Origin of the sequence: Flexivirga sp. (assembly GCF_035551235.1) — a bacterium.
Taxonomy (GTDB): Bacteria; Actinomycetota; Actinomycetes; order Actinomycetales; family Dermatophilaceae; genus Flexivirga.
In genome coordinates this window covers 1-26,002 of sequence record NZ_DASZNO010000029.1, presented here as the reverse complement: position 1 = coordinate 26,002, position 26,002 = coordinate 1, and the positions used below count along the sequence as shown (strand labels likewise).

Annotated in this window: 23 protein-coding genes; 7 read left to right on the top strand and 16 right to left on the bottom strand. The window is 68.5% G+C overall.

Features of this window, described 5'->3' with window-relative positions; translation table 11 throughout:
* Positions 1 to 79: 79 nt before the first annotated feature.
* Complete coding sequence (locus VG502_RS09950; protein ID WP_325549892.1) at positions 80 to 1,108, bottom strand: NlpC/P60 family protein; 1,029 nt, start codon at positions 1,106 to 1,108, stop codon at positions 80 to 82.
* Between the two features lie 188 nt (positions 1,109 to 1,296).
* Here VG502_RS09950 and VG502_RS09945 point away from each other — a divergent pair, with 188 nt between their 5' ends.
* A complete protein-coding gene (locus VG502_RS09945; protein ID WP_325549891.1) occupies positions 1,297 to 2,760 on the top strand; it encodes a hypothetical protein in 1,464 nt (487 codons plus the stop codon).
* Positions 2,761 to 2,796: 36 nt separating this feature from the next.
* The gene (locus VG502_RS09940) at positions 2,797 to 4,281 is read left to right on the top strand and encodes a sigma factor-like helix-turn-helix DNA-binding protein (RefSeq protein WP_325549890.1); all 1,485 of its coding nucleotides are present in this window, start codon (positions 2,797 to 2,799) and stop codon (positions 4,279 to 4,281) included.
* 5 nt (positions 4,282 to 4,286) lie between these two features.
* On the opposite strand, the gene ffh is transcribed toward VG502_RS09940, so the two are convergent.
* From ffh to VG502_RS09910, 6 genes are all read right to left on the bottom strand, one after another.
* Entirely contained in the window at positions 4,287 to 5,885 is a 1,599-nt protein-coding gene (gene ffh / locus VG502_RS09935) for a signal recognition particle protein (protein ID WP_325549889.1), read from the bottom strand.
* Positions 5,886 to 5,991: 106 nt separating this feature from the next.
* Entirely contained in the window at positions 5,992 to 8,319 is a 2,328-nt protein-coding gene (locus tag VG502_RS09930) for a [protein-PII] uridylyltransferase (RefSeq protein WP_325549888.1), read from the bottom strand.
* Positions 8,320 to 8,398: 79 nt separating this feature from the next.
* A complete protein-coding gene (locus VG502_RS09925) occupies positions 8,399 to 8,737 on the bottom strand; it encodes a P-II family nitrogen regulator (RefSeq protein ID WP_325549887.1) in 339 nt (112 codons plus the stop codon).
* Positions 8,734 to 10,134 carry an ammonium transporter gene (locus VG502_RS09920; protein WP_325549886.1) on the bottom strand — a complete coding sequence of 467 codons (1,401 nt, stop codon included), beginning with the start codon at positions 10,132 to 10,134 and terminating at the stop codon, positions 8,734 to 8,736. Before VG502_RS09920 ends, VG502_RS09925 begins: the two co-directional genes overlap by 4 nt.
* A gap of 171 nt (positions 10,135 to 10,305) precedes the next feature.
* Positions 10,306 to 11,703 carry an ammonium transporter gene (locus VG502_RS09915; protein ID WP_325549885.1) on the bottom strand — a complete coding sequence of 466 codons (1,398 nt, stop codon included), beginning with the start codon at positions 11,701 to 11,703 and terminating at the stop codon, positions 10,306 to 10,308.
* Positions 11,704 to 11,856: 153 nt separating this feature from the next.
* Positions 11,857 to 12,135 carry a hypothetical protein gene (locus VG502_RS09910; RefSeq protein ID WP_325549884.1) on the bottom strand — a complete coding sequence of 93 codons (279 nt, stop codon included), beginning with the start codon at positions 12,133 to 12,135 and terminating at the stop codon, positions 11,857 to 11,859.
* 196 nt (positions 12,136 to 12,331) lie between these two features.
* Here VG502_RS09910 and VG502_RS09905 point away from each other — a divergent pair, with 196 nt between their 5' ends.
* Positions 12,332 to 13,261, top strand: a complete 930-nt coding sequence (locus tag VG502_RS09905) for an oxygenase MpaB family protein (protein WP_325549883.1) — start codon at positions 12,332 to 12,334, stop codon at positions 13,259 to 13,261.
* A gap of 99 nt (positions 13,262 to 13,360) precedes the next feature.
* On the opposite strand, the gene ftsY is transcribed toward VG502_RS09905, so the two are convergent.
* Both ftsY and VG502_RS09895 read right to left on the bottom strand, forming a co-directional pair.
* Positions 13,361 to 14,743: a signal recognition particle-docking protein FtsY gene (gene ftsY, locus VG502_RS09900; protein WP_325549882.1), complete on the bottom strand. Its 1,383-nt coding sequence runs from the start codon at positions 14,741 to 14,743 to the stop codon at positions 13,361 to 13,363.
* Between the two features lie 91 nt (positions 14,744 to 14,834).
* Entirely contained in the window at positions 14,835 to 15,017 is a 183-nt protein-coding gene (locus VG502_RS09895) for a hypothetical protein (protein ID WP_325549881.1), read from the bottom strand.
* Between the two features lie 271 nt (positions 15,018 to 15,288).
* Between VG502_RS09895 and VG502_RS09890 the strand changes: the two genes are divergently transcribed.
* Positions 15,289 to 15,762, top strand: a complete 474-nt coding sequence (locus VG502_RS09890; protein ID WP_325549880.1) for a DUF4190 domain-containing protein — start codon at positions 15,289 to 15,291, stop codon at positions 15,760 to 15,762.
* A gap of 67 nt (positions 15,763 to 15,829) precedes the next feature.
* Here the strand turns inward: VG502_RS09890 and VG502_RS09885 are convergent, their stop codons facing one another.
* The 7 genes from VG502_RS09885 to VG502_RS09855 all read right to left on the bottom strand — a co-directional run bounded on the left by VG502_RS09885 (position 15,830) and on the right by VG502_RS09855 (position 23,425).
* The gene (locus tag VG502_RS09885) at positions 15,830 to 16,276 is read right to left on the bottom strand and encodes a DUF2752 domain-containing protein (RefSeq protein WP_325549879.1); all 447 of its coding nucleotides are present in this window, start codon (positions 16,274 to 16,276) and stop codon (positions 15,830 to 15,832) included.
* Positions 16,277 to 16,300: 24 nt separating this feature from the next.
* Complete coding sequence (locus VG502_RS09880; protein WP_325549878.1) at positions 16,301 to 16,960, bottom strand: CE1759 family FMN reductase; 660 nt, start codon at positions 16,958 to 16,960, stop codon at positions 16,301 to 16,303.
* The gene (locus VG502_RS09875; RefSeq protein ID WP_325549941.1) at positions 16,957 to 18,105 is read right to left on the bottom strand and encodes an LLM class flavin-dependent oxidoreductase; all 1,149 of its coding nucleotides are present in this window, start codon (positions 18,103 to 18,105) and stop codon (positions 16,957 to 16,959) included. The genes VG502_RS09880 and VG502_RS09875 overlap by 4 nt, the downstream gene beginning before the upstream one ends.
* A 198-nt stretch (positions 18,106 to 18,303) precedes the next feature.
* Positions 18,304 to 19,767, bottom strand: a complete 1,464-nt coding sequence (locus VG502_RS09870; RefSeq protein WP_325549877.1) for a GntT/GntP/DsdX family permease — start codon at positions 19,765 to 19,767, stop codon at positions 18,304 to 18,306.
* A gap of 69 nt (positions 19,768 to 19,836) precedes the next feature.
* Complete coding sequence (locus VG502_RS09865) at positions 19,837 to 20,487, bottom strand: bifunctional 4-hydroxy-2-oxoglutarate aldolase/2-dehydro-3-deoxy-phosphogluconate aldolase (protein WP_325549876.1); 651 nt, start codon at positions 20,485 to 20,487, stop codon at positions 19,837 to 19,839.
* The gene (locus tag VG502_RS09860) at positions 20,484 to 22,100 is read right to left on the bottom strand and encodes an N-acyl-D-amino-acid deacylase family protein (RefSeq protein WP_325549875.1); all 1,617 of its coding nucleotides are present in this window, start codon (positions 22,098 to 22,100) and stop codon (positions 20,484 to 20,486) included. The genes VG502_RS09865 and VG502_RS09860 overlap by 4 nt, the downstream gene beginning before the upstream one ends.
* Before the next feature lie 11 nt (positions 22,101 to 22,111).
* On the bottom strand, positions 22,112 to 23,425 hold the full coding sequence (locus VG502_RS09855; RefSeq protein ID WP_325549874.1) for a type III PLP-dependent enzyme domain-containing protein: 1,314 nt from the start codon (positions 23,423 to 23,425) through the stop codon (positions 22,112 to 22,114).
* Between the two features lie 115 nt (positions 23,426 to 23,540).
* Between VG502_RS09855 and VG502_RS09850 the strand changes: the two genes are divergently transcribed.
* The 3 genes from VG502_RS09850 to VG502_RS09840 all read left to right on the top strand — a co-directional run bounded on the left by VG502_RS09850 (position 23,541) and on the right by VG502_RS09840 (position 25,792).
* A complete protein-coding gene (locus VG502_RS09850; protein WP_325549873.1) occupies positions 23,541 to 24,569 on the top strand; it encodes a sugar kinase in 1,029 nt (342 codons plus the stop codon).
* A 67-nt stretch (positions 24,570 to 24,636) separates the two neighbouring features.
* On the top strand, positions 24,637 to 25,392 hold the full coding sequence (locus tag VG502_RS09845; protein WP_325549872.1) for an IclR family transcriptional regulator: 756 nt from the start codon (positions 24,637 to 24,639) through the stop codon (positions 25,390 to 25,392).
* Position 25,393: 1 nt separating this feature from the next.
* Positions 25,394 to 25,792: a RidA family protein gene (locus VG502_RS09840; RefSeq protein ID WP_325549871.1), complete on the top strand. Its 399-nt coding sequence runs from the start codon at positions 25,394 to 25,396 to the stop codon at positions 25,790 to 25,792.
* Positions 25,793 to 26,002: the final 210 nt, after the last annotated feature.

The window sequence follows — 26,002 nt, the reverse complement described above, 5'->3', positions numbered from 1 at the left end:
CGACCCTAGCCGCAGAATCGTGTCCATCGGGTGCACGCGCAGGGCGTGTGCGGCATACATCGCGTTGTCGCGCCTGACGTCAGCACGTCGGCACGCCGACCACCCGGCCGCCGGTGACACCGCCGCTGAGATAGGTCGCACTCACCCACACGTTCTGGTTGCCGGAGGTGTCATCCGTCCGGAGCCACCAGTTGCTGTGCTTGCCGCGGAACGAGTGCCCGACACTCAGGACCTGGCAGGCGAAGTGGCGCTTCCCCCGGTGCAGCACACCGACCTGGTGCCACGCGACCGGCACCAGATAGGTCGGTGCGTCCGCCCGCACGCTCTGGTACGTCGGCCAGGTCTTCGGCCGGGTCTTCGGCTTGGTCCTCGGCTTCGCCGTCGTCTTGGTCTTCGGCTTCGCCGCCGGCTTGGTCTTCGGCTTCGTCGTCGGCCTGGTCGTCGGCCTGGTCGTCGGCCTGGTCGTCGGCGCGGGCTCCGGCTCGGGTGGTGCCGTGTGGGTCGGTTGCCGCTCCGGCGTCGGCTGCGGCTTCGGTCCCCCGCCGTACCGGAAGACCCCGGTCACCGGCCGCGGCTCACTGGCCAGGCCCGCGACGTTGAGTCCGGCATCGTGATTCGCGGCCTGCACCATCAGGCCCGCACCGAGGTAGATCGCCGTGTGGCCCGGGTAGACGAGGATGTCTCCCGGCCGGGTCGGGATCGTGCCGCCGGTGCGGATGAAGCCGTGTGCGGTGAGCTCCGCAGGCATGACCGCCGTACCGCCCGCCCCGAAATCCGTTCCGGTCGCTTGGAACCACGCCCAGCGAACCAAACCGGAACAATCCAGGCCGACCCGGGCCCGGTCGTCGAAACGTGCATCGCCCCTGTCGTGGATGACGCCGGTCGAGGGGCCCGGCTTCGGCTGGTGTCCGCCTGCCCAGGAGTATGGCGTCCCCTTCGCCACCTCGTCGCACGCGGCAGTGATCGCCCGGTTCGCGCTGGCGGTCGTCACGCCATACGCGTGGCAGTTGCCGTCGGCATGGGCGGGCGTCTGAGCGAGCGTCATACCCCCGATGATCATCGCCGTGCCACACACGCCGGCGACGGTGCTGCCAACTAGCTTCTTCACCTGGTTCCCCTGAATCTGTCTGCTGCACAGTGGAATTCACCCATCTGCGGACGTTTCGACACGAGGTCGTGACTCGTCCGCAAGGTCTTGCCATAGACGTATGTCGCCGGGCCGATGGTTCCCGCACGAGTGCCGAGTCTGCAGCTCACGTGGGGCGCCGGCGGCCCGGGCGACATATCCTGGCGGGCATGCGGGGGCGCGAAGAACAAGATGCCGGACTCAGGGCATTCATCAGCGCCCGGACGCAGGACCTGCACCACGACGCCTATCAGCTGACCGCGGGTCAGGAGTCCGCGGAGCGGCTCGTGGTCGCCGTGCTCAGCGACCTGCGACGCCAGCACGTCGACCTGTCACGTGCCGGCGCCATCGCGTTCCTGCAGATGGCGCGGATCGCCGCGAGGGACGACCGTCCGACCGCAGACACCGGGGATCCACCACCGCCGGAGCGGTTCCGACCGCTGGTTCGGCTGTCACCGCGGCAACGCGCCGCGCTCCTGTTGCAGGTCGTCGCGGGGTATGACGAGCGGGCGATCACTCGCGCGTTGCAGCTCTCCTCCCGAACCACGACGGACACGCTCCGCTCGATCCCCTACACCCAACTCCCCCGCCAGCCGGGCGAATTGCGTTCGCTGCTGGAGGATTTCGGCGACCTCGCAACCTCGCCGAGCGCCACCACGACGATCCATGACATCGATGCCACTCCGCCTGCACCGCGCCGTCCGTGGTGGACGTATGTCGCCTCACTCCTGGTCATCGCGCTCACCGTGACCTGCGTCATCGTCACCCAGGGCTGGCACAACGACTGGCTGAGGACGCCCGACGGCCTCAACCATGCGCACGGCACGCACTTCCCGACATACCTCCAGGGCTACCAGCTGGTCGACATCCGCGACATGGTGCCCGGCATCGCGCAGGACGTGACGACCGGCGCAAGGGGCGCGGTCGCACTCCCCTGCGGGGTCGTGGATCCGACGGTGCGGCTGTCCGTGCAGAGCGCGGCATCGGAACGCGACGAGGGCGACTCGTGCCCGCAGTCGGCAACCCGCGCACGGCTCACCCAGGTCGAGGGAAGAGCCTCCGCGATGGTGCTCGGCGGCACACGGGACACGGAGCCGATCGCTGTGTACCGGAAGATACCCCTCAGCGAATACCCGGTCGCCACAAAGGATTTCGAGGTCCAACACGACCTGACTCTCAACAAGGTCCGCAGGGAGGCGGCCGGCAACACGCGACCGCAGGACGCGTCCGAACACCCCGTGCTGACGTTGCGAGGCACTGCCTCGCACCACAACGGCACGTTCAGAGGCAGGCTCCTGCTCCCTGCGGACAGCAGGAGCGACCTGGGTCGTCCACTGGTGCATGCGGTCGGGCTGCTCTCCCCGACGACGACGGGTCAGTTCCGGGTGCGGATCGAAGGCGTTCCGCCCACGACCAGTTGCGGCGAGCGCGAGGGGCTGACCGAACGATCACCGGCGTTCGTCACCGAATGCTCCTTCGTCGATCGTCAGGTGCCGCAGGTGAAGTACCTGCACGTTGTGGCGACGAACCTCGGCTGGGTGCCCGTCGAAATAGTCGTCAGGAACGCCCGCGGACCGTGGGTCCTGGAGGTCGTGGCCGACACCGACCGGATCGGCGCCGGATCGACCGACTGACCCCGGTGCGGCAGACCTGCGGCATACGCTGATCACATGCGTGGGCGAGACCACCAGGACGAGCAGCTCGAAGAGTTCATCGCGGCACGCACCCAGGACCTGCACCACGACGCCTACCAGCTGACCGCAGCACAGCAGCCGGCGGAGCAGCTGGTGATCGCCGTCCTCGCCGCCATGCGACGCGAGCACATCGACCTCGCGCAGGCCGGCTCGACCGCGCGGCTGCGAATGGCCAGGGTCAGCGCACGGGACAACACCTCGAGCCAGGACAGCGACGCGTCCCAACTCGCGCCGCGCTTCCGCCCGCTGGCGCGACTGTCACCGCGCCAGCGCGCGGCGCTGGTCCTGTTCGTGGTGGACGGCCACGACGAACGTGAGATCGCGCGGGACCTGCACCTGACCACTCGCGCCACGACCGAAGCGCTCGGGGCCGTGCCGTATGACGAGCTACCGGGGGCATCGCCGCACTCCGGTGAATTGCGTTCCCTACTGGAGGATTTCGGCGATCTCGCAACATCGCCCAGCGCGAGCGCCACGCTCGCCGACGTTCGCGCCGTACCGCCACCGCCACGTCGCCCCTGGTGGACGTATGTCGCCGCGCTCCTCGTCATCGCGGTGACGGTCGCGACACTCGTCATCACGCAGCGCTGGCGGAACGACTGGCTGCATACCCCCAACGGCCTCAACCGTGCACATGGCACACACTTCCCGGCATACACCGCGGGCTACAAGCTGGTCGCCATCCACGACGTGGCACCCGGCCCCGCCCAAGACATCCCGGTCGGTGCCGCAGGTTCGGTGGCGCTGGAATGCGACCCCGACAACCGGGCGGTCGGCATGTCCGTCTCGAGCGAGCTGAACGGCACGTTCTTCCAGAAGCAATGCGCCGGCACCCGGAACCGGCCGAACCTCATTCCGGCCATCGGCACGGCGCTGGTGGCGGTCAACGACTTCAGCCGTGACGCCTGGCCGATTGCTGTCTATCAGAAGGTGCCCATCGACGAATACCCTGTCGCCACAAGGAATTTCCAGGTTCAACACGACCTCACGATCAGCAGTCTGCGGAGCGTGACCTCACGCGAGGGACACACGCTGCAACCCACCCTCAGGGGCGAGGTCCTGACCCTTCGCGCCGCCGCGAATCACCCGAACGGCACCTTCAGCGGCACCCTCCGGCTACCCGCCGCGACGAGCGGCATTCAGATCAACGTCGTGGGTCTGCTGTCGCCCACCACGACCGGCCATTTCCGCATCCGGGTCGACAATCGTGCACCGTGGACCACCTGCGGCAGCCAACGCACCGTGACCTTCCAACAGTGGCAACTGAACTCCGGCTGTTCACTGGTCGACCGCTACGTGCCACAGGTGACGTTCGACCAGATCGGAGCCCCCTCGGCGGGTGCTCGGACGACACCGGTCCGGATCACCGTCACGGACGCCCGCGGGCCATGGACGTTGCAAGTCGTCGCCGACGCCTACAAGTTCGACGCGAGCGCCGTCGACGACGGCGCGAACGGCTGACCGCGTCAGTCCTTGTCGGCGCCGGGACCGAGGAACTTCTCAAAGCCCTTGGGGAGCTTCAGGTTCGAGAAGTCCTGCTCCTCCTCCTGCTGGCCGAACGCGTTGCCCATCGCCTTGTCGCGCGCTTCGCTCGCCTTGGTGGCGGCGGCCTGCTCCTGCTGGGCGCGCTTGGCGGGGTTGCCGCTCTTGCCCTTCTTCTTGCTCACCTGCTTGGCGCGCTTGCCGCCGCCGGCGGGCATCCCCGGCATACCGGGCATACCGCCACCACGACGCATCTGGCGCATCATCTTCTGCGCCTGCCCGAACCGCTCCAGCAACTGGTTGACCTCGGACACGGTCGTGCCGGCACCGCCGGCGATGCGCGCCCGACGGGAGCCGTTGATCTGCTTGGGGTGGGTGCGCTCGAAGGGTGTCATCGAGCGGACCATCGCCTCGACGCGGTCGAACTCCTTCTCGTCGAGCGCGTTGAGCTGGTCCTTCATCCCCGACATGCCGGGCATCATGCCCATCAGAGCCTTGAGGTTGCCCATCTTCTTGATGGCCTGCATCTGCTGCAGGAAGTCCTCGAAGGTGAAGTCCTCCTCGTCCATGAACTTGCGCGCCATCGCGGCGGCCTGGTCACGGTCGAACGCCTTCTCGGCCTGCTCGATCAGGGTGAGGATGTCGCCCATGTCGAGGATGCGCGACGCCATCCGGTCGGGGTGGAAGACCTCGATGTCCTTGGTCTGCTCACCGATCGAGGAGTACATGATCGGCCGGCCGGTCACCGACGCCACCGACAGTGCCGCACCGCCGCGGGCGTCACCGTCGAGCTTGGAGAGCACGACACCGGTGAAGTCGACGCCCTTCTGGAAGGCGAGCGCCGTCTCGATGGCGGCCTGGCCGATCATCGCGTCGATGACGAAGAGGACCTCGTCCGGCTGGATCGCTTCGCGTATGTCGGCGGCCTGCTGCATGAGGTTCTCGTCGACCGCGAGCCGGCCGGCGGTGTCGACGATGACGACGTCGTACTGGCGCACCTTGGCCTGACCGACACCGGCCTGGGCAACCCACACCGGGTCGCCATACGACTGGGTGCCCTCGCCGGTCGCGGCGTCATGGGTGCCCTCGTTGCCCCGCTCGGGCGCGAAGCACGGCACACCGGCGCGGTCGGCGACGACCTCGAGCTGAGTGACCGCATTGGGCCGCTGCAGGTCTGCGGCCACGAGCACCGGGAAGTGGCCCTTGTCACGCAGGTGCCGCGCCAGCTTGCCGGCGAACGTGGTCTTACCGGAGCCCTGCAGGCCGGCCAGCATGATGACGGTCGGCGGGCGCTTGGCCAGCTGCAGCTCGCGGGTCTGGCCGCCCAGGACCTCGATGAGCTCCTCGTTGACGATCTTGACGACCTGCTGACCAGGGTTCAGCGCCCCGCTGACCTCGGCGCCGAGCGCACGCTCGCGCACCCGGCCGGTGAATTCGCGCACCACCGGCGTCGCGACGTCGGCATCGATCAGCGCGAGCCGGATGTCGCGGATCGTGGCGTTGATATCGGACTCGGAGAGACGACCCTTTCCCCGGAGGTTCTTGAAGGTCGACGTCAGGCGGTCGGACAGGCTGTTGAACACGCCTGCAAGGTTAACTGACGTGAGGATTCGTCCCTCATCCTCGCGTCGTTAACCCATTTCCTTGGCCCGTCCTCCGGCCGGAGCTAACCCGGGAACGACGCCTCGATCACACGCGCCGATCACACGCGCCATCACACGCGTCGATCAGGGCGCCGATGAGCCGGGCCACATCGGGCGGAGCGACGGCGATGTCGCCGGTCGTCGTCAGATAGAAGGTGTCGACTGCCTGGCCGGCGTAGGTCGCCACATGCGCCGATCGGATGGCGAACCCCTGCGCCGCGAAGGTCTCGCCCAGGTCGCCCAGCAGGCCGGGCCGGTCGAGGGCACGAACCTCGATGACGAGCGCATCATCGGACGCCCCGGGCACGACCGTCGCACGAGAAGGTATGGCGCCCGCCGGTGCGGCCTGCCCGGCGCGTCGGCGCGGGCGGCGCCCCTCCTGCAGGCCGCGTGTCAGCTGTTCCAGGTCGGGCAGGTCGGCCAGCGGCGCCTCGACCCGCCAGGTGTTGTGCGCGATCCCGTCGGTCGTGCGGACGCGAGCGGCGCGCACCGTCATACCGAACGACGCGAGGAGATGCGCGCAGGAGGCGAACAGACCCGGGCGGTCCCGGTCGGCGATCTCGATCGTCGCGCCGGACGGCGTCGGCGTGATCGCGAGGTATGGCGCCCCGTCCGTCACCCGGGAGCGAATGTCCTGCGCAAGCGGTTCGCTCGCCTCCACCGGGCGCGGGGTGCGGCCGTCCAGCGCGGCACGCGCGTGTTGGGCGAGCCGCTGCACCAGGTCCGCACGCCACGAGGTCCACGCCTTGGGACCGGCAGCCAGCGCGTCGGCCTCGGTGAGCGCGACGAGCAGCTCGAGGATGTCCAGGCGTTCCTCGACGGCGGCGACCAGCGCCGCGACGGTCCGAGGGTCGTCGGGATCCCGGCGGGTGGCCAGCTCGACGACGGTCAGGTGCTCGCGCACCAGCAACTCGATGAGCTCGACGTCGTCGGTCGCAAAACCCATCCGCCGGGCGATGTTGCCGGCGACCGGTGCCCCTTCGATGGCGTGGTCGTGGACTCCGGCGATCTTGCCGATGTCGTGCAACAGAGCCGCGATCAGCAGCAGGTCGGCGCGTTGCACCCGGTCGCGCAGGGCGCCGGCACGTACGACGGTCTCGACCAGGTGCCGGTCGACGGTGTGGCGGTGGACCGGGCTGCGCTGCGGCCGGCTGCGGACCGGCGCCCACTCCGGCAGCCAGGCGCCGACGACGCCGGTGAGATCGAGCGTCTCCCACAGCTGCCGCACGCCGGCACCGGTGGCGAGCAGGTCCACGAACGCGTCCCGGACCTCCTCCGGCCACGGCACGACGAGCGGCGGCACCGGCTGGGTCAGATTGCTGACGGTGCTCGGCCCGAGCGGCAGCTCAAGCCGGGCGGCCGCGGTGGCCGCACGCAGCAGCATCAGCGGCCCGCGACGGCGCATCTCCCGGGCGCCCAGCACGACCTCACCGTCGTGCCGGTAGAGCCCGTGACCGAGCGGGTGCAGCACCGGGCGGCGCGGCCCGCTGCGCAGGGTGCGCGCACGCTGCGACTGACCCGCACGCCGGGCCGTGCCGTCGAGGGCGTAGGAGATGGTTCGCCCGGACTGCACCACCGAGGTGAGCAGCGCGTCCGCGTCGGGTTCGCCGAGCAGTGCCGCGACCGCGTCCTGATCCTGCCGGCTCAGCCTGTCGCGGCCCCGGCCGGTGACCAGGTGCAACGCGTCCCGCACGTCGAGCAGCCGGTCGTATGCCGCATCGACCCGCCCGTGTGGCCGGTCGGCCAGCCAGCTGGACGCCAGGGCCCGCAGCACCGTCATGTCCCGCAGCCCGCCGGCCGCCTCCTTCAGGTCCGGCTCCAGCTCGTGTGCCAGATCGCCGTGTCGTTCGTGCCGGATCCGTAGCGATTCCAGTACTTCCGGCAGCCGCTTGCGCGCGTTGGCGCGCCAATCGTGCGCGATGCTCTGCCGCACCTGCGCGACCAGCAGCGCGTCACCAGCCGCAATCTCGATGTCGAGCAGGCCGACTGCGGCCGTCAGGTCGTCCGACGCCACGGCGCGGCACTCCTTCGGCGTGCGCAGGCTGTGGTCCAGCCGAACTCCCTTGTCCCACAACGGATACCAAACGCGGTCGGCGAGCTCGCCGATCGCCGACTTCGACATGCTGCGCCCGTCGTGCAGCAGCACCAAGTCGAAGTCCGACAACGGTCCGCTGTCGGATCGGGCGATCCCGCCGACGATCGCGAGCGCCACACCGCTCTCCGGAAGCCGCGCGGTGCTCGTCGCCTCCTCCCATAGATCGGCGAGCACCTGCCGGTTGTATGCCGCAAGCCGCTCCCGCCGCCGTGCTCCCTCGCCCGGGATCGCGAACTCGCGGGTCCCGGCGAGGTCGAGCCGCTCCTGGTCGATCGTCATGATTGGATGCCTCTCCGCCGCAGCGAGTTTCGATACGGCTCCCCCGCTGCGCTCCTCCGCCTACTCAACCCGCTGGCGGCTACAGCGCGGCGTCGCCGTGCTCTCCCGTCCGGACGCGGACGATGTCGTCGATCGGCATGACCCAGACCTTGCCGTCCCCGATCCGGCCGGTCTGCGCGGTCTTGACGATGACGTCCACGACGCTGCGGGCGTCCAGGTCCTCGACCACGACCTCGAGCCGGATCTTCGGGACGAAGTCCACGGCATACTCGGCGCCGCGGTAGACCTCACTGTGTCCACGCTGGCGCCCGTAGCCGCTGACCTCGCTGACCGTCATACCGGTGATGCCGTAGGCCTCCAGCGCTTCCTTCACGTCATCGAGCCGGAACGGCTTGATGATTGCGGTGACGAGTTTCATGCGTCTACCTCTTCCTTGTTCGTGTGACGGGTGGGTCGCTCCGGGTGGTGGTGCCCGAGACGGCTGGCGGAGAAGACACTGCCGAAGTCGTACGCCGTCTCCGCGTGCTCGACCAGATCGATTCCTGCTGCCTCGTCCTCATCGCTCACCCGCCAGCCCATCGTCGCCTTCAGGGCGACGGCGATGACGCCGGTGACCACTCCGGCATACACCAGCGTGACGAGGGTGATGACCAGTTGCACGACCAGCTGGCGCCATTCGCCATACGCCAGACCGGTGCCGCGGGCGAAGATGCCCAGCGCCATCGTGCCCCACAGCCCGGAGACCAGGTGCACCCCGACGACGTCGAGCGAGTCGTCGAAGCCGAGCTTGAACTTCAGCCCGATCGCGTATGCCGACAGGACGCCCGCCACCAGGCCGATCCCGATCGCACCGAGCGGCGTGACGTTGCCGCAGGCCGGGGTGATGGCCACCAGGCCGGTGACGATGCCCGATGCCGCACCGATCGAGGTCGGGTGCCCGTCTCGCCATTTCTCCAGCACCAGCCAGCCGAGCATCGCCGCACAGGCCGCGACGGTCGTGTTGATCCAGACCAGCGCCGCGCTCGCGTTGGCGCCGAAAGCCGATCCGGAATTGAAGCCGTACCAGCCGAACCACAGGATCCCCGAGCCCAGCATCACCAGCGGCACGTTGTGCGGGCGCATCGGCTGGCTGCCGAAGCCCACCCGCTTGCCGATGACCAGGACGACGACCAGCGCCGCCATACCGGCGTTGATCTCCACGACCGTGCCACCGGAGTAGTCGATCGGCACGACATCCGCGACGCCGTGCGCCGAGCCGAAGAGCTTCGACGCCAGGCCGTGCACCGACCCGGACAGCATCCCGCCGCCCCACACCATGTGGGAGAGCGGGAAGTACACCAGCGTGACCCAGAGCCCGGAGAAGACCATCCAGGTCGAGAACTTCACCCGGTCGGCGATCGCCCCACTGATCAGCGCGACCGTGATCGCGGCGAAGGTGAACTCGAAGCCCACGACGACCAGCACCGGGATGCCGCCGCTGTGCAGGACGGTGGCACCCGGCTGCCCCGGGAGCAGGCCGGACAGCCCGAAGAACTGGAACGGGCCGGCGAAGATCCCCAGATGATCGTGACTGCCGAAGGACATCGAATAGCCCCACAGCACGTAGATGATCCCGGTCACACCCAGCGCCCCGAACGACATCATCATCATGTTGAGGACACCGCGCGACCTGCCCAGCCCGCCGTAGAACAGCGCGAGCCCGGGAATGGTCATGAAGAGCACGAGCGATGCCGAGACCAGCATCCAGGCGGTGTTGCCGGTGTCGAGCGTGGTCGGCGGTGCGGCGGACGATAACCCGTGGATCAGGGAAAACATGCGAGGCAGCTTCGCAAAGCAGCGTTTCCGGGGAGCATGCCGCTGTGTTACATCCGTGTTGCCATTTCCTGGGAACTTTCCCAGACTTCGGTCCAGGTGACGCACAGGAAGCTCGAGATGCGTTGGCGTTGCAGGAGACGTGTGACTCGCAACGCCCACGCAGCATGAGCGTCATGGGGTTCGCACTGCGTCGCTGTCGGAGTGCCGCGCGGGTCGCTCGGGACGATGTCCGATGCGGCTGGCCGAGAAGATGCTGCCGAAGTCGTATGCCGTCTCGGCGTGCTCGGCCTGGTCGATGCCCTCGGCCTCGTCCTCCTCCGAGATCCGCCAGCCCATGGTCGCCTTCAGGGCGAGTCCGATGACGGTCGTGGCGATCGCCGTGTAGCCGAGTGCGACGACGACGATCACCGCTTGCACGACGAGCTGGCGCCATTCGCCATACGCCAGGCCGGTGCCGCGGGCGAAGATGCCGAGCGACAGGGTGCCCCACAGGCCGGAGACGAGGTGGACGCCGACGACGTCGAGGGAATCGTCGAAGCCCAGCTTGAACTTCAGGCCGATCGCGTATGCCGATGCCACTCCGGCCACGAGGCCGACGCCGATCGCTCCCAGCGGCGTGACGTTGCCACAGGCGGGCGTGATCGCGACCAGGCCCGCGACGATGCCGGAGGCCGCTCCGACCGAGGTCGCATGACCGTCCCGCAGCTTCTCCAGCACCAGCCAGCCGAGCATCGCCGCACAGGTGGCGACCGTGGTGTTCACCCAGACCAGGGCCGCGGATTCGTTGGCGCCCAAAGCGGATCCGGAGTTGAAGCCGTACCAGCCGAACCACAGGATGCCCGAACCCAGCATCACCAGCGGCACGTTGTGCGGCCGCATCGGGGAGGTGCCGAAACCGGCACGCTTGCCGAGGATGAGCGCGAGGACGAGGCCCGCCATACCGGCGTTGATGTGCACGACGGTGCCGCCGGCGAAGTCGATGGGCGCGATCTTCGCCATACCATCGACCGTGCCGAAGAGCTTCGCGGCGATGCCGTCCGCGGAGCCCGACAGCAGTCCGCCGCCCCAAACCATATGTGCGAGAGGGAAATACACCAGCGTGACCCACAGGCCGGAGAAGACCAGCCAGGTGGAGAACTTCGCACGATCGGCGATCGCACCACTGATCAGCGCGACCGTGATCGCGGCGAAGGTGAACTGGAAACCCACGAAGACCAGCACCGGGATGCCGCCGGCCTGCAGCACCGTGCTGCCCGGCTCGCCGGGCAAAATCCCTGACAGCCCGAAGAATTCGAACGGACTGGCGAGGACGCCGAGGTGGTCGTGCGACCCGAACGACATCGAGTAGCCCCACAGCACGTAGATGACGCCGATGACTCCGAGCGCCCCGAAGGACATCATCATCATGTTGAGCACTCCGCGCGACCGCCCGAGGCCGCCGTAGAACAGCGCGAGCCCGGGGATGGTCATGAAGAGCACGAGGGACGCGGAGATCAGCATCCAGGCCGTGTTGCCGGTGTCGAGTGTCGGCGGCGCTGCGGCCGACAGTCCGTGAATCAACGAGGTCATGCGAAAGACCCTGTCAATCCACGGTTTCGGTCAGAACCCCGTACGTGTTACGGCTGTGTTGCGTCTGACAGGTCGCGTTACCGGCACGTTTCGCCCCATAAGCGGGTCGAGTAGGGCGAGCCGCTAGGCGAGGCCGTATCGAGACCCCGGAACCTAGCGGCCCTCCCGGATCGGGTGGCCGGGATGACGTGCCGTCCAGCGCATGCGCAACTCGTCGAGGAACGGGTCGGCGCCCTTCTTCCGGATGTCATAGCTGTAGTCGAAAGTGCTGCGTGCTGCGCCCCCGCCGACGATCGCCCGGAACGAAACCTCGACGTACCACCATTTCGTGCGGATCTGCAGGTCGCGGATCCGTCCCCAGCCATAGGCGCTCGCCCAGCGCGGTTTCACGGTCCCGCACGTCAGCAGTCGCCTGTCGGTCACTGCGATCAACAGGGGGTTCCCTCCTCCCCTGCTGCGGACTGGCGTCAAGGCACGAGTCTCCAGCACCACCTGTTCACCGGGACGGAGGAGTTCGGCAATTTTCGCCCGCGCGCTCGCCTCACCACGCTCGATCGACTTGCTCACCGGAGCGACGCTACTCGCGGGCAGGCGGCCGGAGGACGGAAACCCTCGTCATACTGGCTGTATGACGTCACTGGTGCTGCCCGGCCCGGTGCGTCGCGTCCGGGACGCGGCACGCCACCGGGCGGCCGTGCAGTTGCGCGAGAAGGTGGCCGGTGCCGACGCGCGCCGCCGGGCCGATGGGATCTGGGGCAAGGCGGGCGAACGCTGGTTCACCCCCGACGACCCGATCTGGCGGGTGCACCTGGATGCGTCGATGTTCGTCGCCGGCATTCGCGCGCTGCTCCTGCAGTCGCTGCACCCGCTCGCGATGGCCGGCGTCGACCAGCACTCGAGCTACCGGGACGACCCGTGGGGCCGGCTGCAGCAGACCAGCAACTTCATCTCCACGACGACGTTCGGCACGATCCCGGACGCACAACGACTGTTGGCGCGCGTGCGAGGCATCCACCGGCGGGTCCACGGGACGTTCGATGGTGTGGAGTACCGCGCGGACGAACCCCGTCTGCTGGCCTGGGTGCACGCGGCCGAGGCGGACAGCTTCCTCAGCTGCTACCGCGCATTCGGCGGCGGCAGCCTGACCGACGGCGAGGCCGACACGTATGTCGCCCAGATCGGGTCGGTCTCCATGCAACTCGGCTTCGACAACGCGCCGACGACCGTGGCGGGCCTGCGGGAGGACCTTGCGTCATACCGGCCGGAGCTGCGGAGCACGCCCGCAGCACAGGCGGCCCTGCGGTTCATCCTCTGGGAGCCGCCGCTGCCGCCGGTCGCCCGCCCCGGCTACCTGAGCCTGGTCGCGGGCGCGATCGGGACGTTGCCGCCATACGCGCGACGGATGCTGGGCGTCCGCACCCCGCCCGGTGGTGCCGCGCTGCTGCGCGGCGCCGGCTGCGCAGGGGCCAAGGGCGTGCGGTGGATGCTCTCGGATCCACAGGTTCAGGCCGACCGCCGCGTCAACCAGGCCACCGACGCCGCCCGCCGCCGATCCTGACCAGCGCACCCGACCATCCCGAATGACGGCTTCTTCGGCGAGTGACGGTCCTCGTGGGGCGTCACTCGCCGAGAGAGCCGTCACTCGGCAGGGGTTGGCTCAATCGAGAACGGCGTCGACGAACGCTTCGGGATCGAACGGCGCCAGGTCGTCGGCCCCCTCGCCGAGGCCGACCAGCTTCACCGGCACGCCCAGCTCACGCTGCACGAGTACGACGATGCCGCCCTTGGCGGTGCCGTCCAGCTTCGTGAGGACGACACCGGTGATCTGGGCCGCCTGCGCGAAGACCTCGGCCTGGCGCATGCCGTTCTGGCCGGTGGTGGCGTCCAGCACGAGCAGGCACTCGTCGATCGGGCTCTGCTTCTCGATGACCCGCTTGACCTTGGCCAGCTCGTCCATCAGGCCGACCTTGTTGTGCAGGCGGCCGGCGGTGTCGATCAGCACCACGTCGACCTCGTTGTCGCGGCCGGCCTTGACCGCGTCGAACGCGACTGCAGCCGGGTCGGCGCCCTCCTTGTCGGAACGCACGGTCGGCACACCGACCCGGGCGCCCCATGTCTCCAACTGGTCGGCAGCGGCGGCACGGAAGGTGTCCGCGGCGCCGAGAATGATGTCCTTGTCCTCAGCGACCAGGACGCGGGCGAGCTTGCCGATGGTGGTGGTCTTGCCGGTGCCGTTGACGCCGACGACCATGATCACGGCCGGACGGTCACCGACCCGGGTGCCGGCGATCCGCCGGTCCATGTCCGGACCGACCTGGGCCAGCAGTTCCTCGTGCAGCCAGCCCTCCAGCGTTTCCGTGGACGGCGCGCCCTCAACCTGTACTCGACGTTTCAACCCGTCGACGATCTCGGTGGTGGCCTCCACCCCGAGGTCGGCGCCGAGCAGGGTGTCCTCGACCTCTTCCCAGACCGTGTCGTCGAGCTTGTCGCCGGAGAGTGCCGTGAGCAGGCCCTTGCCGAGGGCGGTGTTGGAACTGGCGAGTCGCGAACGCAGTCGCGTCATCCGGCCCCGAGCGGACGCGGGACGTTCAACCTCGGGTTCGGCCTCTGCCGGAGCGGGCTCGACCAGGTCCGTAGCGTCGGCCGGCGCGTCGGGAGCGGGGGCGGCCGGCTGCGGCTGTTGCGCCTGTCGCGCTGTCGTCGGCTCGGCGGCTTCGGTGGTCGGCTCGGCCGTCGGCGTGCTCGCGCCGGTGGCGGTTGTTCCCGTTCCGGCCGAGCCGCCCGGGGCGCCGGCCTCCGGGCGTTTCGGTGCGGGCTTGACCGGCGGTTTCGGCGGCGCACCCTTGCTGGTGTCGATCGTCGCCGTACTACCGGCTTTGTAGGTATTGGCGGTGCGTGTCTTCGCCTCGCGCGCGGGCGGCGGCGGCGCTACCTCGGGCGCCGACTTCTTGCCGCCACCTCGCAGGTAGCCGACGAGCAGCGCGAGGCCGGCAAGGACGACGACCGTGATGATGACAAGGATTTCCCAGAGCGAGTCCACGTCGACATCATCCCAAATGGATCAACGAACCGGGCGCGGTGTCACCCGGGAACGTGCAGCAGCCGCGCAACGAGCGGCAACGCCCGGCGTGTCACTCCGCGTCGGAGTCGGCGCCCACCTTGCGCCCGCGTCGCTCGGTCACCGAGCTGACCATCTCCTCAGCTCGCTCCGTGAGCAACTCACGACCCTCCCGTCGAGCCGGCACCGCGACAAGACCGATGACGGTCCCTGCGAGAGCCACACCGATAACCAGCGCCAAGATCAACCACACCATGCGTCGATTGTCCCGGCCGAACCTGTGATTTCCAAAGCGAAACCCTTGGTATGGCGGGGGAAGTTGCCCAATTCACGCCGCCCGGTGGGTGAACACGCGACGAAGTCCGCGTCAGTCCGCAGCAAAGTCCGCAGCAAAGTCCGCAGCAAAGTCCGCGTCGTGTTGGAGCGACAGGGCGACCGATGACGTCATAGCCTGCGTTCCGATGACCGACGAAGTGCATGACCTTCGTTACCCTCGTCCCGGACGAACCCGATATTAAGGATCAGCTGTGACCAACTATCCGAACGACCCCAATCAGCCGGGCGGCTACGGCGAGCAGCCGGACGACGGCACGGGCAAGGGTTCGGGGAGCCCGCAGTACGGCACGCCCGACTACAACTCTCCCCAGTACGGCGCGCCCCAGGGCGGGACCCCGCAATATGGCGGCACCCCGCAGTATGGCGCGCAGCCCTACGGCTCGCCCCAGTACGGAGCCCCGGAGCAGGGCGGCAACCCGTACGGCGCTCCGCAGCAGGACCACGACAAGGCCACCCTGATCATGATTCTCGGCATCCTGTCGATCCCGTGTTGTGGTCTGTTCACCGGTATCCCGGCCATCATCATGGGTCGTCAGGCCCTTGCTCAGATCGACGCGTCCGGCGGCGCGCTGGGCGGCCGTGGCAAGGTGCAGGCCGGTTTCATCTGCGGCATCATCGGCACCGTGCTGTCGGTGATCGGCGTGATCATCCGGTTGGCGTCCTGACGTCATACACACCGAAAGGCCCGGTCACCGCAGTCGGTGACCGGGCCTTTCGGCGTTTGCGTCGTGATCAGGCCTGGTAGAGCCAGTGGCCCCACGGCGTCCAGCGGTAGACGGTGAAGATCACCATCGCGACCGCGAAGATCGTCGTGGCGACCTTCGGGGTCGTCAGCAGCACCGCTGTGACGTCACCGCGGGCTCGGCGCACGAACCACCGCACGATCAGGGCGGTGCCGGCGACCAGGATGAAGACCGCGGCGGCGTTGCTGGTCAGTGCATCCGTGACGTGTCCGCGTGTCAGGTCGTTCATCGCGCGCAACCCGCCGCACAGCGGGCACGGCGCACCGGTCACTTCCAGGAACGGGCAGAACCCCCACGAGCCCGACTGGTGCGGGTCGCGAAAGTGCAACAACACCAGGGCTCCTGCGCCACCGACCGCCGTCAGTGCCGGCCCGCGCACGCGCTGCGCGAGCGGCACCTCGGTGGTCTCGGCGGGACCGAGCTGGGTCGTTGACACTCCCCCAGATTAGGCCACGTCACCTCAGCCCGAATGGCCACCGAGCAGCGTCATGAACGGCGTCACCTCGGCCGGCACGTCGACGCCGGAGTCGCGGCCGGCTCGGGTCGGCGTGAAGCCGGCGACCGCGTCGCCATCGGTAGAGACGAGGTGCGCGGCCAGCTCCGCCGCCGCGCGCGCCACCCGGTTGCCGAGTTCGCGGCCGTCCGCGCCACCACCGAAGTCTTCAGTCGCGGCGAAGACACCGGTCGGCATCACCACCGCGCGCAGGTGCGACAGCAGCGGCCGCAGCGCGTGATCGAGGACCAGCGAGTGCCGTGGCGTGCCGGCGGTCGCGGCGATGATCACCGGCATACCGCTCAGCGCATCGGCGTCGAGCGCGTCGAAGAACATCTTGAAGACACCCGAGTAGCTCGCCGCGAACACCGGCGACACGACGACCAGCCCGTCGGCCGCCGAGACGGCACGGCGCAACTCGTCGAGACGCGCCGTCGGCATACCGGCTGTTGCCATCATGGTGGCGAGATCGACTGCGTATTCACGCAGTTCATAGGTCTGTATGTCGATCGCCTCGCCACGCGCACTGACTTCGGCGTCCACCGCGCCAGCGATCTGATCGGCGAGCAGCCGGGTGCTGCTCGGCTGGCTGAGGCCGGCGGTCAGCACGACAACCTTGCGCGTCATACTGCCGCCTCCTCGGTGACCTGCTCGAGACCGGCGGTGGCGCTGATCACCTTGCGGTGCGGCGAGTCCGGTCCCTGCGCGACCAGCGACGCGTGGCTCGGCGGGTTGCTCGGCACGTGGGCCGGGCGACGGGCCTCGAACTCGCGACGCAGCACCGGCACGACCTCCGTGCCGAGGATCTCGATCTGCTCCAGCACCCGGTCCAGCGGCAGCCCGGCGTGGTCGACGAGGAACAGCTGGCGCTGGTAGTCACCGACGTAGTCGGCGAAACCGAGCGTCCGCTCGATGACCTGCTGCGGGGTGCCGACGGTCAGCGGGGTGTCGCGGGTGAAGCTCTCCAGCGACGGCCCGTGTCCGTAGACGGGTGCGTTGTCGAAGTAGGGACGGAAGACGCGCTTGGCCTCCGCCTCAGTGTCGGCCATGAAGACTTGGCCACCGAGCCCGACGATCGCCTGGTCCGCGGCGCCGTGGCCGTAGTGCTCGAACCGCCGCCGGTAGAGCTTCACCATTGCTTCGGTGTGCTCCTTGTTCCAGAAGATGTGGTTATGGAAGAAGCCGTCGCCGTAGAACGCGGCCTGCTCGGCGATCTCGGGGCTGCGGATCGAGCCGTGCCAGACGAACGGCGGGACGTCGTCCAGCGGCGCCGGCGCCAGGGTGTAACCGTGCAGCGGCGTGCGGAACTCGCCCTCCCAGTCGACCGACTTCTCCCGCCAGAGACGACGCAGCAGGTGGTAGTTCTCGACGGCGAGCGGGATGCCCTTGCGGATGTCCTTGCCGAACCACGGGTAGACCGGGCCGGTGTTGCCACGGCCGAGCATCAGGTCGACCCGACCGCCGGCGAGGTGCTGCAGGTAGGCGTAGTCCTCCGCCAGCCGCACCGGGTCGTTGGTGGTGATCAGCGTCGTCGCCGTCGACAGCTGCAGATCGGTCGTCTGCGCCGCGATGTTGCTCAGCAGGATCGGTGGGTTCGCCGGCGCGACGAACGGCGGGTTGTGGTGCTCGCCGGTCGCGAAGACGTCCAGACCGACCTCCTCGGCCTTCTTGGCGATGGCGACCGCGGACTGCACGCGCTCCGCTTCGGTCGGCGTGCGACCGGTCGTCGGGTCCGTGGTGACGTCACCGATGGTGAAGACGCCGAACTGCATGTCTCTCACTCCCACTGTCTCGAGGTCTCTCAAATTTGAACTATCTGATCATCACAACGGGGACTCTCCCGGATCTATTCCACCTTCGCCGAGAGGACACCGGACATGCCGAGAGGACACGGAAATCGGCCTCATTCGGGCCGATTTCCGTGTCCTCTCAGTACGTTCGTGTCCTCTCGGTATGGCGGGGCGGCGCAGCTAGATGATCACCCAGAGCAGCGAGGTCAGCGCCAGGCCGACGACCGAGATGATCGTCTCCATGACCGACCAGGTCTTCAGCGTCTGGACGATCGTGAGACCGAAGTACTCCTTGACCAGCCAGAATCCCGCGTCGTTCACGTGCGAGAAGAAGAGCGAACCGGCACCGACCGCGAGCACGACGAGCGCGAGATGCGTCGAGGACAGTCCGACCGCCAGCGGGGCGACGATGCCGGACGCGGTCACCGTCGCGACCGTCGCCGACCCGGTCGCGATCCGGATCAGAACGGCAATCATCCAGCCCAGCACGAGCGCCGACAGGCTTGCGGCCACGGCGATCTTGCCGATCGCGATGCCGGTGCCGCCGTCGAGCAGGATCTGCTTGAACCCGCCGCCGGCGCCGACGATGAAGGTCGCGCTCACGATCGGCTTCAGGCTGTCGCTCAGCTTCTCGGTGAGCGTGTCCAGCGAGAAGCCGACCGAGGTCCCGAAGCTCACCATTGCCACCAGCACGGCGAGCAACAGCGCGACGATCGGCTCGCCGATGAACTGCAGCAGCGGATAGATGCTGTTGCTCTCGCTCATCCAGATGTCCGAGGCGGCGCGGATCAGCATCAGTACCACCGGCAGCAGGATCGTCGCGAGCGTCCAGCCGAACGTCGGCCGACGGGTCGGCCCGTCGGCCCCGTCCGTCGGCGCGGCCTCGACGCTGTCCCGGGTCTTGTCGAGTCCGGTGTCGGCCACCAGGTTGCCACCGGCGCCCGCGGCGCCGATCGGGACCATGCGCGCCGCGAGGATGGCGAACAGCGGACCCGCGATGATGACGGTCGGTATGGCGATGAGCAGGCCGATCGCCAGGGTGATGCCGACGTCACCGTGCAGGTTGGCGATCGCGGCGAGCGGCCCGGGGTGCGGCGGGATGAAGCCGTGCAGCACCGACAGGCCGGCGAGAGCGGGTATGGCGAGGGTCATCGCCGGCTTCTTGGAGCGCTTGATCGCGAGCATGACGACCGGGATCAACAGCACGAGCCCGATCTCGAAGAACATCGGGATGCCGATGATGAACGCGATGAGGGCCATTCGCCATGGCAGCGCTCCACTGCCTCCGGTGAGGATCTTGTCCACGATCTCGTCGGCGCCGCCGGAGTCCGCGAGCAACTTGCCGAGCATCGCGCCCAGCACGATCAGCACGCCGACATTGCCGAGCACCGCACCCACGCCGGTCTCGAACGAAGTGGCCACGTCGCCCAGGCCGATGCCGGAGCCGACACCGACGATGAGACAGCCGATCGTCAGCGCGAGGAAGCCGTGCATCTTCAGCTTGATGATGAGCGCCACGATGATCGCGATACCGATCACGGTGACGATCAGGGCTTGCGTGTCATGCCCGGCCCACGGCTCGTGGATCTTCTTGATGGTGTCGTCGGCCACTGCCAGCGACACCGGATGGAACGCGGTTGACATGGAAGTCTCCATTTCCAGGGGGATTCGGCTCAGCGTATTGAAGTGCGATGAGCCACAGGGGGATTCGCGTCAGCGGAGTGCGGCGCAGAAGGCTGCTGCATTGCGTGTCACCTCGGACCAGCGGGCGTTCTCCACATCGGCGGGCGCGACCACCGAGGTTCCGGCAGTCACGGCGAGAGCACCGTTCGCCAGGAAGTCCGCGGCGTTGCTCGCGTTGACGCCTCCGGAGGGAATGAGCGCGACGTCCGGGAAGGGACCGTGCAGGTCCGAGAGGTATGCCGGGCCGACCGCGCGAGCCGGGAAGATCTTCACAACGTCGGCGCCGAGCTCGACAGCCGTCATGACCTCGCTCGGGGTGAGTGCTCCGAGGACCGCGGCTGCTCCGGCACGGTGGGCGGCGTCCACGATCTCCCGCGCATGCGGGCCGAGACCCGGCGTGACGATGAACTGCGCTCCCGCTTCGAGCGCCGCCTTCGCGTGGTCTCCCGTGGTGACGGTGCCAGCGCCCACGAAGGAACCGGTCCGCGACGCGGCCTCCGCTGCGCCCTGCAGTAGCTCCGTCAATCCCGGTGTGGTGAAGGTCAATTCGAGGACGCGGATGCCACCCGCCGACAACGCGTCGGCCAGGGCGACCACATCGTCGATCCGGGGTGCTCGCACGATCGACAGGACCCGATCCTGCTCCAGTGCCTCCAGCACTCCCGTCGCCTTGTCGTTCACAGTGGTTTGGTCCCTTCGTCGGTTCGGCGCAGCGCGCGCCCGGGTAGTGCGTCGGTGCGTTCGCCGGCTTCGATGACCGGGCGGCCATTCACGAACACCCAGTCGATGCCGTCGGCCTGCTGCCGCGGCTGCTCGAAGGTCGCGGTGTCGTTCACCCGGTCCGGGTCGAAGAGCACCAGATCTGCGGCATACCCCTCGCGCAGCAGTCCCCGGCGATCCAGCCGAAGGCGTGCGGCCGGGCGTCCGGTGAGGTGGTGGACGCAGTCGACGAGGTCGAGCACGCCGAGCTCGCGTACATAGCGGGCGAGATAGCGAGGGAAGGTCCCCCAGGCCCGCGGGTGCGGCCGGTCGCCGACCAGGATCGCGTCCGATCCGCCGCAGTGCGTGCGGTGCGCCATGATCGCCCGCACGTTCTCCTCGTGGCCGACGTGCTGCAGGATCGTCGTCGCGAGGTTGTCCTGCACCAGCAGGTCGAAGAACTCCTCTGTCGCGGATCGCCCACTCCCCTGGGCGATTTCGGCCACAGTGCGGCCGACGCGATCGGCCAGCGCGGGGTTGGCGACACCGCTGATCTGGATGGTCCGCCAGTCGGTCACGCAGCCGTGGCAGCCGTCGGTGCCGACCTGCTCGATCTCGTAGCCGATGCGATCACGCGTTGCGGAGTCCTGCAACCGCCGCAGCAACTCATCCGAACCGCCGGTGGTCGCCCAGCTGGGCAGGATCGCGCTCAGTGTCGTCGATCCCGGCAGGTAGGGGTAGCTGTCGAGGGTGATGTCGACCCCGTCGTCCAGTGCCTCGTCGATCAGTTGCAGCAGGTCGCCCGCGCGACCCTTGTTGGGTTCGAAGTTCATCGTGGCGTGCGTCAGGTGCAGCGCGCACCCGGCCGCCCTGCTCACCTCGATCATCTCCTCGTATGCCGCAACGGCTCCCGCGCCGTACGACCGGTGGTGCGGGCTGTAATACCCACCGCGCGCGGCCACCACACGCAGCAGCGCGACCAGCTCCTCGTCGTCGGCGAACATGCCTGGCGGATAGGTCAATCCGCTGCTCATGCCGACCGCGCCCTGCTCGAGTCCGGCCGCGAGCAGCGCCTTCATCTGCTGCAGCTGCTCGGGGGTCGCGCGCTTGTCGTCCGGTCCGACAACCATCAGCCGCAGCGTTCCCTGTGGGACCAAATACGCTGCGTTGCAGGCGATTCCACGGTCGAGCCGATCGAGATATTCAGCCACCGATGCCCAGTCGTAGGCGAACCCTTCGGGGTCGCCGTTCCAGCCCGCGATCTGGCGGCGTAACGCCTGCCGGGTGGGATCGTCGATCGGCGCGAACGAGAGCCCGTCCTGACCGAGCACTTCGAGGGTGACGCCCTGGCTCACCTTCGCCGTGTGGTCCGGCTGCGCCAGGATCTGTATGTCGGAGTGCGCGTGCATGTCGATGAATCCCGGTGACAGCACACGGCCCTCGGCGTTCACGACACGCCGCGCCGAAGCCGCCGATCGCGAACTCCGGTCGATGCCGGTGATGACGCCACCCTCGACCGTAATGTCCGCCGGGTATGCCGGATCACCCGAACCGTCGATGACCCGCGCATCCCGGATCAGCCAATCGGCAGTCATTGCAACATCTTTCAGAACCAGGTCCGCAGCAGATCGACCACAACGGGGTCGTCCTCGTCGGCATCGCCGATGACCGGCACGAGCGTCCACTTGTCCATCGCGGTGCAGGGATGGGAGAGACCTAGTCGCAGCTCGTCGCCGATCTGCACCGGCGGCTCCGCTTGCGCGTCGAAGCGCAGGAAGCCGTGCTGGTCGTTCAGCGCGGTCACGCTCACCCCGTCGAGGTCGGTGACGTGTTCGTCCGCAGTGCGCGGGCGCAACCGCTGCACCTCCGGCAGGCCTTCGTCGAAGGGCAGGTCCCGCTTGCCGGCATCGAAGATCGCCATACCGGGCTCCGGTTGCGAGCTGACCCGCACCCAGCCGTGCATCGCCGAACGCAGGGCGGGCCCGTCGGTCCTCGGGTGCTCCCCCAGCGGTGAGATGTCGCGGTAGAAGCCGTCGTCGTGCACGACATACGCACCGCTGCGCAGCACGACCCGCGCACCGGCCCCCGCAAGCGGGCGGAGCACCTCGTCGACGACGTCGAAGTAGGCACTGCCGCCGGCGGTGACCACCGGGGTGATGCCCTCCGGATAAAGACCGGCTGCGGCCAGTCGCTCGTGCACTTCGGCCAGGTCGCGCAGGTAGGCGGCGACGATCTCACGGCTCTGCTCGTCCGCCGTGTGCGCCAGCGCACCTTCGTAGCCGGCCACCCCGGCCAGCGCGAGGTATGGCGAATCCGCCACTGCTGCAGCGATTTCCAGCGCAGTTCCGAGGTCGCGCGCTCCGGTCCGGCCGCCCGCTCCCCCGCGCTCCACCAGGACCCGCAGCTGCGGACGGTCACCGACGTCGGCGACGTGGTTGGCGATCGCCTCGTGCATCAGGCGGACGGTGTCCACGGCATCCGCCCAGACGTAGATCTCGTCGTCCGGGTGCGCGGCGAGTTCGTCGACGATCCAGCGCAGCGACAGCGGTGAGATGACGCTGTTGGCGATCATGACGCGCTGCACTCCGAACGCCCTGGCGATCGCGAGTTGCGGCAGATTGGCCAGGGTGATCGCCCACGCTCCGGCGCGCAACTGCTCAGCCCACAGGACGGGTGCCATCGTCGTCTTCCCATGCGGTGCGAGGTCGAATCCCCTTGTGGCGCACCAGGATGCGAGTGCATCGATGTTGTGATCGAGCGCCGCCCGGGACAGGGTCAGCAGCGGCGTCGGCAACTCGGACAGCCGGGGGCGCCGGGCTCGGATCTGCTCGACCGTCATACCCCACAACGCGGGTGGCATGCCCTTGTGCCGCCAGTCCACCTGCTCGTCGGCCAGGGCGTCCAGCGCCGCACGATTCATGGTCCGCCTCTTTCGATTGCGTATCTTGCAACGCTCATTGCGTAATGTGGCCGATCATGTGTAGCATCGCCGCCATTGCAACGTCAAGGCTCCACAACGCGGAAGGTGCGCATCGGTGACCACGGATGATCGCAGTCGGGTGGTGTGTCTCGGTGAGGCGATGGTCGTGCTGCGCCCGGAGGGCGGCGGCGGGCTGGCACACTCCGACCTGCTGCACCGCTCGGTGGGCGGCGCCGAGGCGAATGTCGCCGGTGCCCTGGTCGCGCTCGGCATACCCACCTGCTGGACCTCTCGCCTCGGCGACGACCCGTTCGGCCACTACATCGCGCGCGACCTGACCGAGCGCGGCGTCACCGTGCTCGCCGAGCACGACGTTGAGCATCCGACCGGCGTCTATCTGAAGGACTCGAGCTCCTCCGGGAGTCGAATGTTCTACTACCGCAGCGGATCCGCGGCCGCAGCCATGGGCGCAGACCTGCTGGACGAGCCCCCGATCGCCGCCGCGCTCAGCGCGTGCGACGTCGTGCACACCTCGGGCATCACGGCCGGGATCCTCGACACCGACAGCGACCTGTTGCGACGCCTGGTCGACGCACGGGACCGGCACGGATTCGTGCTGAGCATCGACCTCAACTGGCGACCCGCGCTCTGGCGCGGGCGCGACACCCGGCCCCTGCACGAGCTCCTGCGCGCCGCGGACGTCGTCCTGCTCGGCACCGACGAGGCCGAGGTCGCTCTCGGAGTGAGCACGCCCGCGGAGCTGCGCGAGCTCATCGGTCCACGCCCCCGGCTGGTCATCAAGTCCGACGCGCACATCGCGACCGAGGTGCAGCCGGACGGCGTCACCACCGCGGTGCCCGCGCTGCGCGTGGACGTGGTCGAGCCGGTCGGTGCCGGCGACGGATTCGCCGCCGGCTACCTCACCGGCCTGCTGTCGGGGTATGACGCAGTGGCGCGGCTCCGGCTCGGGCATCTCAGCGCGGCCTGCGTACTCGCCGAACCCGGCGACCACGCCCGAAGCCTGCCCGACGCCACGGTCCGGCACGCTCTCGTCACGGCCAGCGACGCCGACTGGGAGCACACGTCGGTGAGCAGCCGCGGCATCGAATCCCCTGCGCTGCAAGCGATTCGGGACGTCACATGAGCGAGCGCAGCGAGCGACCAGAAGACATCAGGACGAATGTCGGCACCCGAGGGACGAGGGGACCGACATGAGCCAAAGCCTGGCCCGCGCCCTCCAGTTGCTGGACCTCCTCGGCGAGGGCGGGCGGTCGCTGGACGAACTGGCCGAGTCGCTCGGCGTGCACAAGACCACGGTGCTCCGGCTGCTGCGGACCATGGAGGACGATCGATTCGTCCGTCGTGACGACAACCACCGCTTCTTCCTCGGCTCGCGGCTCTTCGAGTTGGGCACGAGTGCGTTGGAACAACGCGCGATCCGTGACATCGCGCTGCCGCATCTGGAGAGCCTCGGCCGACGCACGGGCGGTCAGGCGGTTCACCTCGCGGCATACGAGGGCGGTCATGCGGTCTACATCGCCAAGGTCGAGAGCACCAGCTCGGTGCGGATGTATTCGCGAGTCGGCCTGATCGCGCCCCTGCATGCGACAGCAGTCGGCAAGCTGCTGACCTGCGAGCTGCCGGAGCGACAGCTCGCAACCGCGTTGGCTGCCAACGACTTTCAGCGATTCACCGAGCGCACCATCACCACCGCAGAGGCCTACCGCGCCGAGCTGGCCACGGTGCGAGCGCAGGGTTGGGCGGAGGACTCGGCCGAGCACGAGGACTTCATCAACTGCGTCGCCGCACCCATCCGCGACAGCGCCGGCCGCATCATCGCCGCGGCGTCGGTCTCGGTGCCCGATGTCATCCTGACCCGCGACGAGGTGCACAAGCTGCTCCCCACGCTCCAACAGACCACGGCCGACATCGCGGCCGACTGGGCCAACACCACAGAGAGGACATGACATGCCCACACAGCAGATCAAGACCGACAAGGCACCGATCCCGGCCGCCCCGTACTCGCAGGGCGTCGTCAAGAACGGCATCGTGCAGGTCTCCGGCCAGACCGGCGTCGACCCGGCGACCAGCAAGCTCGCGGAGGGTCTCACGGCGCAGACCACGCAGACCTTCGCCAACCTGGAGGCCATCCTGACCGCGGGCGGCGCCTCCTGGGAGGACGTCGTCTCGATGCGCGTCTACCTCACCGACCCCGAGCACTTCGCCGAGATGAACGCCGCCTACGAGGCCTACCTGCGCGACAAGCTCGGCGCGGGTGCGGTGCTCCCCTGCCGCACCACGATCATGGTCGCCCTGGCCAACCCGGAGCTGCTCGTCGAGATCGACGCCATGGCCGTCCTCGGCTGAGAGCCACCCCTCTCCTGCCGAGAGGACACCCAATCATCGACAGGACACCGGAAATTCGGCGAAATCGGCCTGTGATGTCTCAGGACATCGGTGACGTTTCTACCTCAGGACATCGGTGACAGTTGATGTCTCAGGACATCGGTGACGGGGGTCTGCTGGTTGGCGAGGAAGCCGCGGGGTCTGCCGTTACCGACGAACGTGATGTGCGGG

What these genes read in the sequence shown, in the direction of transcription:
- VG502_RS09895 (WP_325549881.1), bottom strand. Translation starts at nt 15,017, where the DNA reads ATGGTGTGGTTGATCTTGGCGCTGGTTATCGGTGTGGCTCTCGCAGGG.
- VG502_RS09875 (WP_325549941.1), bottom strand. Translation starts at nt 18,105, where the DNA reads ATGCAGTTCGGCGTCTTCACCATCGGTGACGTCACCACGGACCCGACG.
- VG502_RS09930 (WP_325549888.1), bottom strand. Translation starts at nt 8,319, where the DNA reads ATGACGATCGACCAGGAGCGGCTCGACCTCGCCGGGACCCGCGAGTTC.
- VG502_RS09920 (WP_325549886.1), bottom strand. Translation starts at nt 10,134, where the DNA reads ATGTTTTCCCTGATCCACGGGTTATCGTCCGCCGCACCGCCGACCACG.
- VG502_RS09845 (WP_325549872.1), top strand. Translation starts at nt 24,637, where the DNA reads ATGAGCCAAAGCCTGGCCCGCGCCCTCCAGTTGCTGGACCTCCTCGGC.
- VG502_RS09925 (WP_325549887.1), bottom strand. Translation starts at nt 8,737, where the DNA reads ATGAAACTCGTCACCGCAATCATCAAGCCGTTCCGGCTCGATGACGTG.
- VG502_RS09870 (WP_325549877.1), bottom strand. Translation starts at nt 19,767, where the DNA reads ATGTCAACCGCGTTCCATCCGGTGTCGCTGGCAGTGGCCGACGACACC.
- VG502_RS09915 (WP_325549885.1), bottom strand. Translation starts at nt 11,703, where the DNA reads ATGACCTCGTTGATTCACGGACTGTCGGCCGCAGCGCCGCCGACACTC.
- VG502_RS09945 (WP_325549891.1), top strand. Translation starts at nt 1,297, where the DNA reads ATGCGGGGGCGCGAAGAACAAGATGCCGGACTCAGGGCATTCATCAGC.
- VG502_RS09840 (WP_325549871.1), top strand. Translation starts at nt 25,394, where the DNA reads ATGCCCACACAGCAGATCAAGACCGACAAGGCACCGATCCCGGCCGCC.
- VG502_RS09860 (WP_325549875.1), bottom strand. Translation starts at nt 22,100, where the DNA reads ATGACTGCCGATTGGCTGATCCGGGATGCGCGGGTCATCGACGGTTCG.
- VG502_RS09905 (WP_325549883.1), top strand. Translation starts at nt 12,332, where the DNA reads ATGACGTCACTGGTGCTGCCCGGCCCGGTGCGTCGCGTCCGGGACGCG.
- VG502_RS09940 (WP_325549890.1), top strand. Translation starts at nt 2,797, where the DNA reads ATGCGTGGGCGAGACCACCAGGACGAGCAGCTCGAAGAGTTCATCGCG.
- VG502_RS09855 (WP_325549874.1), bottom strand. Translation starts at nt 23,425, where the DNA reads ATGAATCGTGCGGCGCTGGACGCCCTGGCCGACGAGCAGGTGGACTGG.
- VG502_RS09880 (WP_325549878.1), bottom strand. Translation starts at nt 16,960, where the DNA reads ATGACGCGCAAGGTTGTCGTGCTGACCGCCGGCCTCAGCCAGCCGAGC.